This is a genomic window from Faecalimonas hominis (assembly GCF_054660755.1).
The window spans coordinates 55,093-69,823 of the sequence record NZ_BAAHSH010000024.1 but is presented as its reverse complement, the minus strand read 5'-3'; the positions used below and the strand labels follow the sequence as shown (position 1 = coordinate 69,823).

General features: G+C 37.1%; 21 protein-coding genes. 3 read left to right on the top strand and 18 right to left on the bottom strand.

The features are described from left to right. The first annotated feature begins 18 nt into the window (after nt 1–18). On the top strand, nt 19–663 hold the full coding sequence (locus tag ACYQ35_RS03900) for a cytidylate kinase-like family protein (RefSeq protein WP_009757018.1): 645 nt from the start codon (nt 19–21) through the stop codon (nt 661–663). A gap of 47 nt (nt 664–710) precedes the next feature. On the opposite strand, the gene ACYQ35_RS03895 is transcribed toward ACYQ35_RS03900, so the two are convergent. After that, nucleotides 711–1,445 (bottom strand): tRNA lysidine(34) synthetase, encoded by a 735-nt coding sequence (locus ACYQ35_RS03895; RefSeq protein WP_009757017.1) that lies wholly within the window; start codon nt 1,443–1,445, stop codon nt 711–713. Nucleotides 1,446–1,580: 135 nt separating this feature from the next. Here ACYQ35_RS03895 and dtd point away from each other — a divergent pair, with 135 nt between their 5' ends. Further along, a complete protein-coding gene (gene dtd / locus ACYQ35_RS03890; RefSeq protein WP_459830460.1) occupies nt 1,581–2,027 on the top strand; it encodes a D-aminoacyl-tRNA deacylase in 447 nt (148 codons plus the stop codon). 31 nt (nt 2,028–2,058) lie between these two features. Here the strand turns inward: dtd and ACYQ35_RS03885 are convergent, their stop codons facing one another. After that, complete coding sequence (locus tag ACYQ35_RS03885; RefSeq protein WP_009757015.1) at nt 2,059–3,120, bottom strand: tyrosine-type recombinase/integrase; 1,062 nt, start codon at nt 3,118–3,120, stop codon at nt 2,059–2,061. Between the two features lie 219 nt (nt 3,121–3,339). Continuing rightward, nucleotides 3,340–3,705: a LysM peptidoglycan-binding domain-containing protein gene (locus tag ACYQ35_RS03880; protein ID WP_009757014.1), complete on the bottom strand. Its 366-nt coding sequence runs from the start codon at nt 3,703–3,705 to the stop codon at nt 3,340–3,342. A gap of 190 nt (nt 3,706–3,895) precedes the next feature. On the opposite strand from ACYQ35_RS03880, the gene lexA reads away from it, so the two are divergent. Then, a complete protein-coding gene (gene lexA, locus ACYQ35_RS03875) occupies nt 3,896–4,513 on the top strand; it encodes a transcriptional repressor LexA (RefSeq protein ID WP_459830455.1) in 618 nt (205 codons plus the stop codon). A gap of 65 nt (nt 4,514–4,578) precedes the next feature. On the opposite strand, the gene ACYQ35_RS03870 is transcribed toward lexA, so the two are convergent. The 15 genes from ACYQ35_RS03870 to ACYQ35_RS03800 form a co-directional block, all read right to left on the bottom strand. Further along, the gene (locus ACYQ35_RS03870) at nt 4,579–4,941 is read right to left on the bottom strand and encodes a DUF2500 domain-containing protein (RefSeq protein WP_147625485.1); all 363 of its coding nucleotides are present in this window, start codon (nt 4,939–4,941) and stop codon (nt 4,579–4,581) included. A 61-nt stretch (nt 4,942–5,002) separates the two neighbouring features. Further along, complete coding sequence (rsfS, locus tag ACYQ35_RS03865; protein ID WP_459640433.1) at nt 5,003–5,356, bottom strand: ribosome silencing factor; 354 nt, start codon at nt 5,354–5,356, stop codon at nt 5,003–5,005. Beyond that, complete coding sequence (gene yqeK, locus ACYQ35_RS03860; protein WP_459830450.1) at nt 5,356–5,943, bottom strand: bis(5'-nucleosyl)-tetraphosphatase (symmetrical) YqeK; 588 nt, start codon at nt 5,941–5,943, stop codon at nt 5,356–5,358. The genes rsfS and yqeK overlap by 1 nt, the downstream gene beginning before the upstream one ends. After that, entirely contained in the window at nt 5,940–6,545 is a 606-nt protein-coding gene (gene nadD, locus ACYQ35_RS03855) for a nicotinate-nucleotide adenylyltransferase (RefSeq protein ID WP_009757009.1), read from the bottom strand. The genes yqeK and nadD overlap by 4 nt, the downstream gene beginning before the upstream one ends. Nucleotides 6,546–6,569: 24 nt before the next feature. Continuing rightward, a complete protein-coding gene (gene yhbY / locus ACYQ35_RS03850; RefSeq protein WP_009757008.1) occupies nt 6,570–6,863 on the bottom strand; it encodes a ribosome assembly RNA-binding protein YhbY in 294 nt (97 codons plus the stop codon). A 23-nt stretch (nt 6,864–6,886) separates the two neighbouring features. Then, nucleotides 6,887–8,170: a GTPase ObgE gene (gene obgE / locus ACYQ35_RS03845; protein ID WP_009757007.1), complete on the bottom strand. Its 1,284-nt coding sequence runs from the start codon at nt 8,168–8,170 to the stop codon at nt 6,887–6,889. A gap of 80 nt (nt 8,171–8,250) precedes the next feature. Beyond that, on the bottom strand, nt 8,251–8,535 hold the full coding sequence (gene rpmA, locus ACYQ35_RS03840) for a 50S ribosomal protein L27 (protein WP_009757006.1): 285 nt from the start codon (nt 8,533–8,535) through the stop codon (nt 8,251–8,253). Nucleotides 8,536–8,538: 3 nt separating this feature from the next. Beyond that, entirely contained in the window at nt 8,539–8,871 is a 333-nt protein-coding gene (locus tag ACYQ35_RS03835) for a ribosomal-processing cysteine protease Prp (RefSeq protein ID WP_459830439.1), read from the bottom strand. A 19-nt stretch (nt 8,872–8,890) separates the two neighbouring features. Continuing rightward, nucleotides 8,891–9,199 (bottom strand): 50S ribosomal protein L21, encoded by a 309-nt coding sequence (gene rplU, locus ACYQ35_RS03830; protein ID WP_009757004.1) that lies wholly within the window; start codon nt 9,197–9,199, stop codon nt 8,891–8,893. Nucleotides 9,200–9,314: 115 nt separating this feature from the next. Then, on the bottom strand, nt 9,315–9,728 hold the full coding sequence (locus tag ACYQ35_RS03825; RefSeq protein WP_009757003.1) for a CBS domain-containing protein: 414 nt from the start codon (nt 9,726–9,728) through the stop codon (nt 9,315–9,317). 20 nt (nt 9,729–9,748) lie between these two features. Then, complete coding sequence (locus tag ACYQ35_RS03820) at nt 9,749–10,345, bottom strand: HAD family hydrolase (protein ID WP_009757002.1); 597 nt, start codon at nt 10,343–10,345, stop codon at nt 9,749–9,751. Between the two features lie 12 nt (nt 10,346–10,357). Continuing rightward, nucleotides 10,358–10,840, bottom strand: a complete 483-nt coding sequence (gene ybaK / locus ACYQ35_RS03815) for a Cys-tRNA(Pro) deacylase (protein WP_459830434.1) — start codon at nt 10,838–10,840, stop codon at nt 10,358–10,360. Between the two features lie 4 nt (nt 10,841–10,844). Beyond that, nucleotides 10,845–11,999 carry a ribonuclease E/G gene (locus tag ACYQ35_RS03810; protein WP_040449813.1) on the bottom strand — a complete coding sequence of 385 codons (1,155 nt, stop codon included), beginning with the start codon at nt 11,997–11,999 and terminating at the stop codon, nt 10,845–10,847. After that, the gene (locus ACYQ35_RS03805; protein ID WP_459830432.1) at nt 11,989–12,696 is read right to left on the bottom strand and encodes a TIGR03936 family radical SAM-associated protein; all 708 of its coding nucleotides are present in this window, start codon (nt 12,694–12,696) and stop codon (nt 11,989–11,991) included. The genes ACYQ35_RS03810 and ACYQ35_RS03805 overlap by 11 nt, the downstream gene beginning before the upstream one ends. Further along, nucleotides 12,680–14,545 (bottom strand): TIGR03960 family B12-binding radical SAM protein, encoded by a 1,866-nt coding sequence (locus tag ACYQ35_RS03800; protein ID WP_009756998.1) that lies wholly within the window; start codon nt 14,543–14,545, stop codon nt 12,680–12,682. Before ACYQ35_RS03800 ends, ACYQ35_RS03805 begins: the two co-directional genes overlap by 17 nt. Nucleotides 14,546–14,731: the final 186 nt, after the last annotated feature.

The following is a 14,731-nucleotide window of genomic DNA, read 5'->3' as shown; positions in this document are numbered from 1 at the left end:
GTAAGGAGCGTGACTGGTATGAAGGAAATGGATACAATTATTACGATAGGACGGCAATTTGGAAGTGGCGGACGTGAAATTGGCAATTTGCTGGCGGAAGACTTACATGTAAAATTGTATGACAAAGAGATGCTGGCAATTGCAGCAAAAGAAAGTGGAATTTGTGAGGAACTTTTTGAGACACACGATGAAAAACCGACAAACAGTTTCCTATATTCACTTGTGATGGATACATATTCAATGGGATATTCTCAAAATGCTTTTTTAGATATGCCGATTAACCACAAAATTTTTCTGGCACAGTTTGATGCCATCAAGAAGATTGCAAATCAGGGACCTTGTATTTTGGTAGGAAGGTGTGCGGATTATGCTTTGGAATCCTACAAAAACAGAGTGAGTGTATTTATTCATGCAGATTTATCTGCCCGTATTAAGAGAATTGCCCGTCTTTATGATTTGACAGATGCAAAAGCAAAAGATTTAATTATAAAGACAGATAAGAAGAGAGCAAGTTATTATAACTATTACAGCAATAAGAAATGGGCTGATGCTGAGAGTTATGACTTGTGTTTGGATAGTTCTAAATTGGGGGTAAGAGGAACTGCAGATGCAATTTTGTCTTACATTGAAGTAAAGAATAATGTTAAAGATATAAAACTTTAAAAAGGAAATTCCCTTTCTCCAACACTTGATGGAGAGAGGGAATTTTTTTATCGTGTATGTAATGTTCTTTCAGGCCAGCCGGCAATATCTCCATTTAAAATGGCGGTAAACATTCTTTCTTTTGCTCCGTTATGCTCAGTGTTTAACTGTTTCACAAGTTCTTTAGCGTATTGGCGCTTTGTATGGCCGTCCACGGAACATTTGTTTTTTACTACAGGTAAATTATATTTATTTTTGAAACCGATTACATCTGCCTCATCGACGAACATCATCGGACGAATTACCGTTAAATCCATACGATCTAAGTAAGTCTTTGGAGAGAAAGAGTGAAAACGTCCTTCAAAAATCAGTGAGAGAAGCATTGTTTCTATAATATCATCTTTATGATGTGCATATGCCACTTTATTGCAGCCCATTTCTTTAACCGCTTCATTTAATGCTCCTTTTCGCATTTTAGCGCAGAGAGAGCAGGGATTGGATTCTTTCCGTTCCTCAAATAAAATACGTCCGATGTCCGTTTTTACAATCTTATATGGCACATCTAATTCGCGGCAAAGATTTTCTACGGGCGTCAGGTCAAAATCGCTGTATCCTAAGTCAACAGTGATGGCGCTCAATTCAAATTTCTTTGGATAAAATCTCTTCAGACCGTGGAGGGCATAGAGGAGAGTGAGACTATCTTTTCCTCCTGAAATACCTACAGCAATATGATCACCTTCCTGAATCATATTATATTCATCTATTGCTTTTCGTGTAAAACTAAATAATTGTTGTAATTTCATTTTGTTTATTCCTTTCCTGCTTTTTAGAAAATATTTTGCAAAACGTCTTGATTATAGTATCTTATTTTTACTTGAAATACAAGTAGATATAGTGATATGATAGCGTTAATTGATAAAAAATAGGAGGAAATACAAATGAAATTTGTTATTCAGAGAGTTACGGAGGCTTCTGTTTCCGTCGAGGGTGAAGTAATTGGAAAGATTGGGAAAGGATTTCTTGTTCTGATTGGTGTAGGAGAGTCAGATACAAAGGAAATCGCAGATAAATTAGTGAAAAAGTTGGTAGGTTTACGCATTTTTGAAGATGAAAACGGAAAAACAAACCTTGCTTTAAAAGATGTGGACGGAGAACTTCTTCTTATCTCACAATTTACACTCTATGCCAACTGTAAAAAAGGCTATCGCCCAAGTTTTACGGAAGCGGGAGCGCCGGATAAGGCAAATGAATTTTACGAATATATTATAGAAGAATGCAGGAAAGCAGTGCCATCTGTTCAGAAAGGACAATTTGGCGCCGATATGAAAGTTTCTCTTATAAATGACGGACCATTTACAATTCTTTTGGATTCAGAACAATTATAGATAGAAAGGGGCGCCTTGAAGGTGTCCCTTTCTATGGTTCTCTAAGTTTGACGGCACTTGCGGCCTGTCTGCGCCTAGCATCATCAATGGCAGCATAATGTTTCTTTGTCGTATTTACATCTCGGTGTCCTAAAACATCTGCCACAAGGTAAATATCACCGGTTTCCTTATAGAGAGACGTACCGTATGTGCTTCTCAGTTTATGAGGGGTAATTTTTTTATTAGGAGTTACTTCACGGGCATATTTTTTTACCATATTTTCGACTGCCTGCACACCCATTCGCTTCTTTTGGGTAGATAGGAAAAGGGCATTCTCATGTTCGGGCAGGGGAGTAATGGTATTTCTTGTTGTCTCCAGATAATCAATAAGTGCTTTCCGCACCTCCGGTCCAAAGTAGACAACCATTTCATTTCCACCTTTTCGCATCACTTTGATTCCGTTATTTTTAAAATCTATATCCGGAATGTCGAGTCCGACGCATTCTGATACACGTATACCTGTTCCGAGCAGGAGAGTAAGAATAGCCAAATCCCGTGTCTTATTTTTTTCATAATATACCTTTTTCTGACCTGTCAGCTGATTTCCGCAATTTTCCACATACTCAAGTAGCAGAGCCACTTCATCGGTATCCAGGCGAACAATGGCTTTATCGTGGATTTTTGGCATATCAACGAATAAAGACGGATTTTTCTCAATCATCTGATGTTTGTAATAATAATTATAAAAACTTCTCAATGCGGACATTTTGCGTGCAAGACCTTTTTCTGCGTTGGTTATCTGTTTGTCCTCATTTTGATATACTTTTAAATATTCCTGATATTCCTCAATATCTACAGGAGCGATGCGTTCCAAGTCTGAAACCTGAAAATCAGTCATTTTATATGATTTATAAACAGGATTATTTTCCAGAAGGAATTTAAAGAAAATACGAATATCATAAGCATAGGAAATTCTTGTCTTAACTGAAGTGGTCGGCTCAATGGCACGAAAATAATCTCTGACAAAACCGGGCATCGTATTTAAAACGTCACGCAGACGCAAAGTATTATCTATATACATAAGTTCATGATAAGTTTTAGATTCTTTTGCCATAAAAAATAGTTCCTTTCTAAAATGATAAAAATCGATTAATTTATGGATAGTATAGCATATCCGGAGAAAAAAGTATATATCTATTTAAAAAATCGGTATTTGTCGTATAGATATATAGATAAAGAAAAGAAAGAAAAAACTACTTTATACCAACAAACAACCCATACGGTCTTTCACATGTGTGCGTAAAAACTGTATGGGTTGTTATATTGATATATACTATTCTTTAAATTCTGTATCGTAATAAGCAATTAACAAATGCTTGCTTTCCTGAATGTTGTCGGAAGTCAATCCGTTTAATTGTTTAATCTCTTTGATATACTGTTGTGGAGAATCATATTCATCTGTCATATATTTTTGAGCAATTCCCCATAGTGTATCTCCCTGTTCGATTTTTATACTTTTATAATACTTAAATCCTACAGGTTCTTCTTCCAAATTACCGTGTGCATTGGAAAGAACTCCTCCGCAGTAAATCGTTCCTGCCAGTACGGCGAGTAATATAGGTAAGACGAAAAAGACTTTAATATTTCTTCGTATTGTTTTTTCTCTTCTTTTCTTCTGATTGTAATTTCTCTCTGACATAATTATCCCCCTTGTATATTATGTAAAATAGTATTGCGAACATCTGTTCCTTATGGTTATATATTAAACTACGAACGTCTGTTTGTCAATAGATTCAGCAATAAAAATCGAACATATTTTCTAAACATTTGTTTGCTTTTTTTGTCGTTATGTGTTAGAATAAAGAAAAGGTTAATTATGGGAGGATTCTATGTCATACGGAAAAATAAGTCAAAAACAATCAGAAATTTTAGAATATATTAAATCAGAAATTTTAAAAAGAGGTTATCCGCCTGCTGTCCGTGAAATCTGCGAGGCAGTAAATTTGAAGTCTACCTCTTCTGTCCATTCACATTTGGAAACATTGGAAAAGAACGGATATATTCGTCGAGATTCTACAAAACCGCGTGCAATCGAAATTATTGACGATATGTTTAATTTAACACGCAGAGACCTTGTTCAGGTTCCTATGATTGGACGTGTGGCTGCAGGGGAGCCTTTACTTGCACAGGAAAATATTGAAGACTACTTTCCTATTCCGGCTGAACTTATGCCGAATAATCAGGTGTATATGCTTCAGGTTCAAGGGGAAAGTATGATTAACGCCGGTATATTGGACGGCGATTACGTCTTAGTAGAACAATGCAACACTGCGTCTAACGGACAGATGGTTGTTGCACTTGTAGAGGACGGTGCTACTGTCAAGACGTTTTATAAGGAAGAAGGTATTTATCGTCTTCAGCCTGAGAATGATACAATGTCGCCGATTATCGTACAGGAAGTGACTATTTTAGGAAAAGTTATAGGAGTCTTCCGTATGATGAAATAATGATTTCATTTATATGTTAAAATGTAAAAGACGGAAAGTTTGTGAACTCTCCGTCTTTTTGCATTTTAGTATTCTCGCTCAAAACTTAAGTATCGTGTTCCCTGGAACGTTAATTTACCATAATCTTTTTCTGCAAGAATTCCATATTCTTTTCCGGAAACTGAAAACTCTATTCTGTCTCCGCTGGATACTTGAAACGTTACATAATATGATGTAGAAGTTGTAGTGTATGATCCACTCATACCTGTCTGATCGCCTGCATTAGCGTGTGTATGATGAGATACAGATGTTCTTTTAGCAACAACAGATGCATCAACGGTTAATCGTGGCGAATTGTTATTTTTGTGCCATGTCCCTACGCCTCTAATTATAGTCATAATGAATACTCCAATTATAAATAAAAAGACTAAGGGAAAAAGTAAATCCATAATAGTTAGTATAGCAGAATCAAATCCCATCATATGCTCCTCCTAGGTAAAACTAAAATTTTTACAGTTCATCAATATTTTCAACTACTCTTCCATCTCTCCAGATACGTTCTAAGTCATAGAAAAGTCTGTTATCTTTATCAAACACATGAACGATAATATCACCGAAATCAAGCAATACCCAATTGCCAAGACCGTAACCTTCACGCTGCTTTAATGTATAGCCTGCTTTTTCAAGTTTTTCTTCTACGTTTTCTACAAGGGCATTTACCTGGCTTTCATTTGTACCGTTGGCAATAATAAAATAGTCTGCCAAGGTAGAGATTTCTGAAATATTTATAACACGAATATCTTCACCTTTTTTTTCAGATAAGGCTTCATATGCCAAGCGTGCCATGTTTTTTGCCTGTTCCATTATTTTCCCTCCAATTCGAGTTGATTTCTATAAAATTCATACGTTTCTTTTGTAAGCGCATCAATAACGCTGTTTCGATTTTCCAGAAGATAATTTAATATGTCACCGGAAACCTGCAAGATGGCTTTGTTGATGTCTTCAAATGCCAGTCTGCGTACGAATGAAAGATTTTCTGCATGATGTCTTCCCGGTTCGATATAATCAGCAATATAGAGAATTTTCTCTAACATAGTCATATCAGGGCGGCCTGTAGTGTGATACATTATGGCGCTTAGAACGTCTTCGTCTGTCACTCCATATTTTGACTTCGCCAAATATGCGCCGAGTTTTGCATGAATCAGAGCAGGGTTCTTTTCTTCACTTTCAGATAAAGAAATACTGTATTCTTTACATAAGTTCTTTTGCTCTTCCACCGGCAAACATTTGGCACAATCGTGCAGGAGTCCGGCGGGCATTGCCTGATCTAAATCTACGCCATACTTCATTGCCAATGCTCCTGCCGTGTACATAACGCCTAATGTATGCCGAAACCGTGATACAGTTAATGTTTCTTCCAGAATTTTTTCGATTTCTTCTAATGATTTCATTTATTTTTCACCTCATATAATCCGTGTGACTCGATATACGCAGAGACTTTTTGGGGAACGAGATTGTCGATATTTTCACCGTTCTCCCGTTTTTGGCGAATATCACTTGAAGATATATCTATCAGAGGCATCTTTAGTAATTCGATTTTTGCGCTGTATTTTTCCGTTAAATAAGAAATCTGTTTATACATTTTGTCCATATCTTTATCGTCTCTGCAGGCAGCGAGAATTATGCAGGAATGCATAATCCTAGCAGGTTCTTTCCAAAATTCAATTGTAAAAAGCGAGTCTGCGCCGATAATAAAATAAAATGTATCCTGCGGATATAATTGATGCAACTTCTCCAGTGTTTCATAAGAATAGGAATGTTTTTCTTCTTCGATTTCAAATGTACTTAAACAAAATTCTTCCTTGCCTTCGATTGCCAGTTTAACCATATCTAAACGGAAATCTACGTTAATTTCTTTTGATTTATGAGGCGGATTTCCGTTTGGCATAAACCAGATTTTATCTAATTGAAAATTGTCATAAGCATATGCGCCAAGCATAAGATGACCGTTGTGTATTGGATCAAAAGTTCCACCTACAATTCCAATCTTCATACTATAACCTCTCTCACACATTTATTATTTTGGCAATTCGATTTTCTTTTTATCGTCTTTTCCTTCCTTATATAAAACGATTTTCTTACCAATGACCTGTACAACCTGCGAATGTGTACGCTCTGCAATCATGGCAGCAAGTTCTTTCGGATCATCTGCACAGTTTTTTAAAACGCTGATTTTAATCAATTCGCGTGCAGTTAAAGCCTCTCCAATTGCTTCCGTAAGCGCAGGAGTCATGCTTGATTTTCCGATTTGGAAAATAGGATCCATTGTCATTGCAAGACTTTTTAAATAGGCTCTTTGCTTTGTTGTCATTGTTCTCTTCTCCTTATATGATTTTATTTATAATAATCAAACTGTAATCCGTACATACGAACAGTATCACCTTCCTGGATACCTGCATTCTCAAGTTCGTCCAATATACCTGTATCTTTGAGGAATTTTTGGAAGAAAGCGAACCCTTTCTCAGAATCTAAGTTTGTGTATCCAAGCATTTTTTCGATTTTTGGTCCTTCAACAACATACATATCGTCTTCTTTTTCGACAGTGTATGGTAAATCAATGTGAATCAATTCTTCTTCAGGGAAGTATTCCTGCTCAAATACAATTGTTTCCTGATCTAATGTTTTTAACTGTTCGCTCACATAGTAAAGTAATTCGCGGATTCCCTCTCCTGATACACCGGAAATGGCAAATACTTTGATTCCCTGTGGTTCAAACTCTTTTCGGATTCTCTCTACCGGATCTTCATCTTCAGAATAAATAGCATCAATTTTGTTGGCGGCGATAACCTGCGGTCTTTTAGCAATATCCTCGTTATATGCCTTTAATTCTGCATTTATTTTGTAAATGTCATCAATCGGATCACGCCCTTCCGTGGAAGCGGCATCTACAACATGAATCATCATTTTCGTTCGTTCGATATGGCGCAGGAATTCATGTCCAAGCCCTACTCCTTCAGAAGCGCCTTCAATCAGTCCCGGTATATCTGCAATGACAAATCCGTCTGCACCGTCAATATCGACAACACCTAGGTTTGGGTTGATTGTTGTAAAATGATAATTGGCAATTTTAGGATTTGCGTTTGTTACTCTTGATAAAAGAGTTGATTTTCCAACGTTTGGGAAACCAATCAGTCCCACATCAGCAATTACCTTCAATTCCAATTTTACCCAGAGTTCCTGCGCAGGCTGTCCCGGCTGAGCGTATTTTGGAATCTGCATTGTAGATGTTGCAAAGTGCTGATTTCCAAGACCGCCCTTCCCTCCTTTTAAAATAACCTGTCTTCTGTTATCTCCGGACATATCTGCGATAATTTTATCTGATTCGGCTTCTTTGATAATTGTTCCTTCGGGTACTTTCAGAATAATATCTTCAGCATTTTTCCCATGACAGCGTCTTTTACCACCCTGTTCGCCGTCCTTTGCAACATATTTTCTTCTATGACGGTAATCAGCAAGAGTATTCAATCCTTCGTCAATTTCAAATATGACATCTCCGCCTCTCCCGCCGTCTCCGCCGTCAGGTCCGCCGTTTGGTACATATAACTCTCTTCGGAAACTTACATGACCGTCTCCGCCTTTTCCTGAGCGTATATAGATTTTTGCTCTGTCTGCAAACATATTTTTATTTCCTTTCTATATATCGTCTATATCAAAACAAGGCTCCAAACCAAAAGATTTGAAGCCCATGTTATTCATTATTATTCAACTACTGGATAGATAGAAACCTGTTTCTTATCTCTTCCTTTTCTTTCGAATCTTACAACACCGTCAACTAAAGCGAATAATGTATCATCTCCACCACGTCCTACGTTAAGACCTGGGTGAATTTTAGTTCCACGCTGTCTGTAAAGAATATTTCCAGCTTTTACAAATTGTCCGTCAGCTCTTTTCGCACCTAATCTTTTTGATTCAGAATCTCTACCGTTCTTTGTAGAACCAACTCCTTTTTTATGAGCGAAAAATTGAAGGTTTAATTTCATCATGGCTTACACCTCCTCAAATGTTAAATCAATATACTCTTCGTAACTTTCGTCACTTGCCATCTCTCGTAAACCTAATATCATGGCCTTCAGTAATAATGTCGCTTCTTTCCCGGGTCTGCCATCTATCTTATAATCAATAAAACCTGATTCCTCATCAGAAACTAAAGAAGTCTTTTCTTCAGTAAACTTATCAATGGAATTGATAGTATTGATAATAAGAACGGAAACAGCAGCGCAAACAATATCCTGTCCGGACTCACTGTAACCTGCATGCCCCAATGTCTTAAAGCCGACATACTCATGCTTTTCATTTTTATAAATTGATACCGTAATCATTTATGACACCAATTTCAAATTAAGCGTTGATTTTTTCAATCTTAACAGCTGTGTACTGCTGTCTGTGTCCATTTTTCTTATGGTATCCAGTTTTTCTTTTATACTTGTAAACGATAACTTTTTTTGCTTTTCCGTCACCAATTACTGATGCTTCTACTGTAGCACCTGCTACTGTTGGGTTTCCAACTTTTAATTCAGAATCGCTTACTGCAAGTACCTGGTCAAATGTAAAAGTTTCTCCAGCTTCTACACCAAGTTTTTCTACTTTAATGATATCGCCTTCGGCTACTTTGTACTGTTTACCACCTGTTGCTATAATTGCGTACATATGGCACCTCCTATTTATCATTACTCGCCAACTTCGGTGTTCATTTTCACGAAACTTATAACCTCGTTGTGCGGCATACCGTTGTATTATAGCATCACTTTTTATATGCGTCAACCTATTTTTCAATATTTGTCATTTTATTGTAGCAATATCCAATAATATCTTTTCGAGTGATGATACCGATAAAGTTTCCCTGATCATCTACAACGGGAACAAAGTTTTGATCCATCGCTTTCTCAACTAAGTCTTCAATGTCAGCGTTAATGTTCACTGCCTGATAGTCAGTTCTTCTGTCAATTTCGGTAATTGGAATTAATTCCGCCTCTTTCAAATTCAAATTGTATTTATTTTTAATTCCCCAGAGCAAATCTCCTTCCGTGATACTTCCAACGTATTTTCCGTCTATATTGATCATGGGGATAGAGGAATATTTATGATATTCCATTTTTTCAATCGCCTGTCTTAATGTATCTTCCTTATGTATAAATGCAATTTCACTTTTTGGTTTTAAAAAAAATAATATATTCATTCTATATCCTCTTATTTCATTTAAACTATTTGTCCTTTTAAAATTTTATCAGCGGTCTCAGATGTAAATAAAATACCATGTATGCCCAACTCTTCTGCTGCTCTGACATTTTCTTCTCTGTCGTCAAAGAATAATGCCTCCTCAGGAGCAATGTGGTATTTTTCCAGAAGACGTTCATAAATGAGTTTATCCGGTTTAATACATGTTTCCTCAAAAGAAAAGACTCCGCCGTCAAACGTTTCTATAAATGAAAGTGTTCCCTTTGTCTTCTCATACAGATATTCCGAGTAATTGGACAGAAAAAGAATACGGTAGCCGTTTTTTCTGAAAAATTGTATTAATTTTAATGTATACGGGAAAAGGTAAACACACTTCTCAAGATTTTCATAAACCATGCGTATTTCTTTCTCATATTCGGGAGCGTTTTCAATAAAGAGAGACAGCCATTGTTCAGCATCTGCTCCTCTGTCTCCTTCTTCCCAGTCGCTGTTTAAAAACATGGCATTCGCAATCGTATGAAATACATTGTCGTCGAAAGAAAACGTTTTTAAATAAGACTTCCAGTCATATGCGACAAGGACATTTCCTAAATCAAAAATTACAGTTGTCTTTTTCATGATAAATGCTCCTTATGTAAAAATTACATCTGCAAATTCAGCGCGAACAACGTTTGCCAAATCGTGAGGGGATAATTTCAGTTGCAATCCTAATTTACCGCCACTTACAATGATATGAGGCAGTTCAAATGCAGACCGGTCGATGACCGTCGGAAATTGTTTTTTCATTCCGATGGAAGTACAGCCGCCTCTCACATAGCCGGTCAACGGAGTCAAATCTTTTAACGGAAGCATTTCCAATGATTTCTCTCCCACAGATTTTGCTGCTTTTTTAAAATCGATTTCCTTTTCAATCGGAAGAACAAACACATAATACCCTTTGCTCTTTCCAACCGTAACAATTGTTTTATAAACAATTTCATGTGGAATCCCAAGTTTATCAGCGATATGAATACCGTCAATGAACTCGTCACATTCGTAAGTCATCATCTCAAATGTAATTTTATTTCTTTCCAGTATATGGACGGCATTCGTTTTTGTTTCTTTTTTTGCCACAAAATTACCCCCTTATATTTTCGTGTAATGGTTTTCGGACTTTTTTTCGGGTGATTTCTACCAGCTGCAGCTTAGTGACATCAACGAGAACAGTCTGTATAGGATCTTTTCGCAAATGTATTTTAAGATAATTTAACAGTTCTTCCCACTTTTCTTTGTCGTCCAAATTAATGAAATCAACCAAAATGATTCCGGATAAATTCCTCAGGCGGATTTGCCTTGCCACTTCTTTTGCCGCTTCTATATTAATCTTTAAATAAGCAACTTCGTCCCTTTTTTTTCCTATACATTTTCCCGTATTTACATCAATGACAGTCAACGCCTCCGTAGGCTGGATAACCAAATATGCACCTGATTTAAGCCAGACACGTTCTTTCAGAGCATTTTGCAGAACAGTTTCAATGCTGTATAATTTTGCCAGAGGAAGTTGCTTATCTTCATATAATCGCAGTTTGTCTAAATCTTCCGGTTGTTCCCGTTGTAAGAAAGAATATACATGATTGTAAATCTCTTTATCTTCAATCACAATATCCGTAAGTCCCTCCTGATAAATGTTCTTTAAATCTGCAATATACGGTTTTTCATTTTCTTTCAGACATGAGAAACAGACACGGGTAGGAGCAATGCGAAAAATGTATTCATATTCCTCAATTAAACGGTTTATTTCTTCTGCAATATCACAGACTGCTGCTCCCTTTGCGTTTGTCCGCAGAATAAACCCATATTTTTCGGAGTGATACGGTTCCATAAATTGTCTTAATTCTTCACGTTTTTCTTTATCTATTTTAGATGAAAAACTGATACGGTTGTCACCGACAGTCAGTACACAATATTTCCCCGTAAAACTGATTTTTCTTGTCACGGCAGGCTGCTTTGTTTTGATTGCTTCCTTACTGATTTGTACAATCAATTCCTCGCCAACACGAAGCGGTTTATTGCCGTGCTCAGTCATATCATAATAACATTCCACACCCTTATCAATCTCGATAAAGGCGGCCTGAATGTTAGAAACAATTTTTTTTACTTTTCCAATATATATATTTCCAAGTCTGTATTTATCTTCTGTATTGCTTATATGAAGTTCAACTATTTCATCATTCTCCTTAACGGAAGTCAGCACATTTTCCTGTAGTTTTGTCATGATAAGTTTACGATCCAATTTTTGTACCCAAACTTTCCAGAGAAACGAATTCTCTTTTTTCTTCTGATCCGGCATTGGCATATACTTCCAGCCGATGATGAGAAAATGTGATTGAGGAGGAATCTATTCCTAAATAGTTTAAGAATGCTTCCATAACCAGTCCCGGCTTTAAATTCTCTACGCTTCCGGTTGCCACGAAAGAGTACAGAGAATTTTCTCTCACCTCAAACTGATATATCATCGGCTTAATATTTACTTCTTTTTCGCTTTTCTTTGTCTTCTTTGTAATAATAATTTCGTCCTGAGCAAAAAAGTCTTTTGCCTTTTCTTTCCAATCTGCCGGCAATTCCCCATTTTTTACGGTGGAAACATAGTCGGCAGCGGCAACAATTGCCATTCCTGTTTTCTTCTTATCCTCAGAAATCTCCACGAAACTTACAATTTCCATTCCTTCAACCATAACGTCATTTAAACGTTTTACGGCAACATCGGAAGCAATCGGTTCTGTCAGTTCGATATCAAAATATTCTCCGTCGCTTGTCACACCCACTCCAAGAGGGTTAGCAAAGGACATAATCATATGTGGACTGTATCCGCCGGAAAAAGCGATTGGAATATCTGCTCTTCTCATTGCTTTTTGGAAATATCTCATAATGTCGAGATGTCCGATGAATTTCATCACTCCATATTTCTTAAATTTAATTCTTGCCTTCAATGCAGACACCTCCTCCGTAAATTGCAGCACCGCAGCCTGAACAGCCCATGCGACAGTTAGGCGTTACTTTTCCTTCCATTGCGCGAGTCCATTCACGTATAAGGAATTTCTTTGTCACACCGATGTCGATGAAATCCCACGGGAAAATTTCATCTAATTCACGTTCACGCAAATTATAAAATCCAATGTCAATTCCCGTATTTTCAAAAGCCTGCAGCCATAAATCATTTTTAAAATATTCGGACCATGAGTCATATAGACAGCCTAACTTATATGCTTCTAAAAGCGCCTTGCCGACTTTTCTGTCGCCTCTTGCAAATACACCTTCAAGTACTGTTACATCTGCTTCATGCCAGTTATATTTTAAACTTTTCTTATTTAATTGAGCCTTCATTTCATTATTAACGATATGTGCTTTCCCGATATATTCCTCGCTTGTACACATAGATGCCCACTGGAATGGAGTAAATGGTTTTGGAACGAAGAAAGAAGTACTTGCAACAATCTGACATTTACCGTTTCGATTTTCTTTCGGCACTTCATAATAGCGTTTGGCAACCTTTTCTGCCAAGTGTGCAATTTCTTTCATATCATCTTCGGTTTCTGTAGGAAGCCCCAGCATAAAGTATAATTTTACTCTCGACCAGCCACCCTCAAAAGCCTGTCCTGCTCCCTCTAAAATAATTTCTTCCGTAAGCCCTTTGTTAATGACATCACGAAGTCTTTGTGAGCCTGCTTCAGGGGCAAAAGTAAGACTGCTCTTTCTAATATCCTGCACTTTTCCCATGACATCTAATGAAAACGCATCAATTCGCAGTGACGGAAGAGAAATATTAATTCCTTTTCCTTTAAATTCTTCAATTAAAAATGTTACAAGTCCTTCCAGTTGCGTATAGTCACTTGAACTGAGGGAACTGAGGGAAATCTCCTCATGTCCTGTATTTTTAAGCATCTGATAAGCGTAGTCTTTCAACTTCTCCAAATTTTTCTCTCTTGTCGGACGGTAAATCATACCTGCCTGACAAAATCTGCAGCCACGGATACAGCCTCGCATAATTTCCAGTACCACTCTGTCCTGTGTTACTTTAATGAAAGGAACGACAGGTTTTACCGGATATGAACTTTCGCTTAAATCAGAGACCATTTGTTTGCGAATCTTTTCCTTTGCGTGAGTGTTATTCGGAGTAAAGGATAAAATAGTACCGTCCTCTTTATATTCCACGTCATAAAATGCCGGCACATACAGTCCTTCAATCTCTGCTGCCATCTCTAAAAACGTCTGTCTTGTACCGCCGTTTTTCTTATTTTCCTTATAGGCGTCAAGCAGTTCGTTGTAGACAGTTTCTCCTTCGCCGATATAGAAAATGTCGAAAAAATCTGCCAAAGGCTCAGGGTTATATGTACATGGGCCTCCGCCGATAACAATCGGATCCTCCTCTCCTCTGTCTTTTGCAAAAAGAGGAATCCGGCTTAGGTCAAGCACCTGTAAAATATTTGTATAACACATTTCATATTGGATTGTAATTCCTAAGAAATCAAAGTCTTTAACAGCGTCCTGCGACTCCAGTGCAAAGAGAGGAATATGTTCTTCTCTCATAATTTTATCCAAGTCTACCCATGGAGAATATACACGTTCACACCATACGTCGTCTCGTCGGTTAAACATATCATAAAGAATCTGAATACCTAAATGTGACATACCGATTTCATATACGTCCGGAAAACACATGGCGAAACGTATATCCACCTCATTTTTGTCTTTCATCACTGAGTTGACCTCATTCCCGATGTAGCGGGCGGGTTTTTCTATTTTTAATAATATTTCATCATCTAAAGCTAATTTTCTCATATATTTCCTTTCTGATTTTTTGTGTTTTTGCTCAAAAATTCGATTTGAGCAACTGGAGTATATGTCCATCACTAAAAACACTGCGCATAATTATACAACACGATTCAACATTGCATAATCATCTGATATGTGATTGAAATATTCCAATCTATATTATTATATACATTTTAGAGAGGAACTTCAAGC

What these genes read in the sequence shown, in the direction of transcription:
- ACYQ35_RS03870 (WP_147625485.1), bottom strand. Translation starts at nt 4,941, where the DNA reads ATGGATTTACTTTTTCCCTTAGTCTTTTTATTTATAATTGGAGTATTC.
- rpmA (WP_009757006.1), bottom strand. Translation starts at nt 8,535, where the DNA reads ATGATGAAATTAAACCTTCAATTTTTCGCTCATAAAAAAGGAGTTGGT.
- rsfS (WP_459640433.1), bottom strand. Translation starts at nt 5,356, where the DNA reads ATGGAACAGGCAAAAAACATGGCACGCTTGGCATATGAAGCCTTATCT.
- ACYQ35_RS03895 (WP_009757017.1), bottom strand. Translation starts at nt 1,445, where the DNA reads ATGAAATTACAACAATTATTTAGTTTTACACGAAAAGCAATAGATGAA.
- lexA (WP_459830455.1), top strand. Translation starts at nt 3,896, where the DNA reads ATGTCATACGGAAAAATAAGTCAAAAACAATCAGAAATTTTAGAATAT.
- ACYQ35_RS03885 (WP_009757015.1), bottom strand. Translation starts at nt 3,120, where the DNA reads ATGGCAAAAGAATCTAAAACTTATCATGAACTTATGTATATAGATAAT.
- obgE (WP_009757007.1), bottom strand. Translation starts at nt 8,170, where the DNA reads ATGTTTGCAGACAGAGCAAAAATCTATATACGCTCAGGAAAAGGCGGA.
- rplU (WP_009757004.1), bottom strand. Translation starts at nt 9,199, where the DNA reads ATGTACGCAATTATAGCAACAGGTGGTAAACAGTACAAAGTAGCCGAA.
- yqeK (WP_459830450.1), bottom strand. Translation starts at nt 5,943, where the DNA reads ATGAAATCATTAGAAGAAATCGAAAAAATTCTGGAAGAAACATTAACT.
- ACYQ35_RS03825 (WP_009757003.1), bottom strand. Translation starts at nt 9,728, where the DNA reads ATGAATATATTATTTTTTTTAAAACCAAAAAGTGAAATTGCATTTATA.
- ACYQ35_RS03835 (WP_459830439.1), bottom strand. Translation starts at nt 8,871, where the DNA reads ATGATTACGGTATCAATTTATAAAAATGAAAAGCATGAGTATGTCGGC.
- dtd (WP_459830460.1), top strand. Translation starts at nt 1,581, where the DNA reads ATGAAATTTGTTATTCAGAGAGTTACGGAGGCTTCTGTTTCCGTCGAG.
- ACYQ35_RS03880 (WP_009757014.1), bottom strand. Translation starts at nt 3,705, where the DNA reads ATGTCAGAGAGAAATTACAATCAGAAGAAAAGAAGAGAAAAAACAATA.
- nadD (WP_009757009.1), bottom strand. Translation starts at nt 6,545, where the DNA reads ATGAAGATTGGAATTGTAGGTGGAACTTTTGATCCAATACACAACGGT.
- yhbY (WP_009757008.1), bottom strand. Translation starts at nt 6,863, where the DNA reads ATGACAACAAAGCAAAGAGCCTATTTAAAAAGTCTTGCAATGACAATG.
- ACYQ35_RS03900 (WP_009757018.1), top strand. Translation starts at nt 19, where the DNA reads ATGAAGGAAATGGATACAATTATTACGATAGGACGGCAATTTGGAAGT.
- ACYQ35_RS03820 (WP_009757002.1), bottom strand. Translation starts at nt 10,345, where the DNA reads ATGAAAAAGACAACTGTAATTTTTGATTTAGGAAATGTCCTTGTCGCA.
- ACYQ35_RS03800 (WP_009756998.1), bottom strand. Translation starts at nt 14,545, where the DNA reads ATGAGAAAATTAGCTTTAGATGATGAAATATTATTAAAAATAGAAAAA.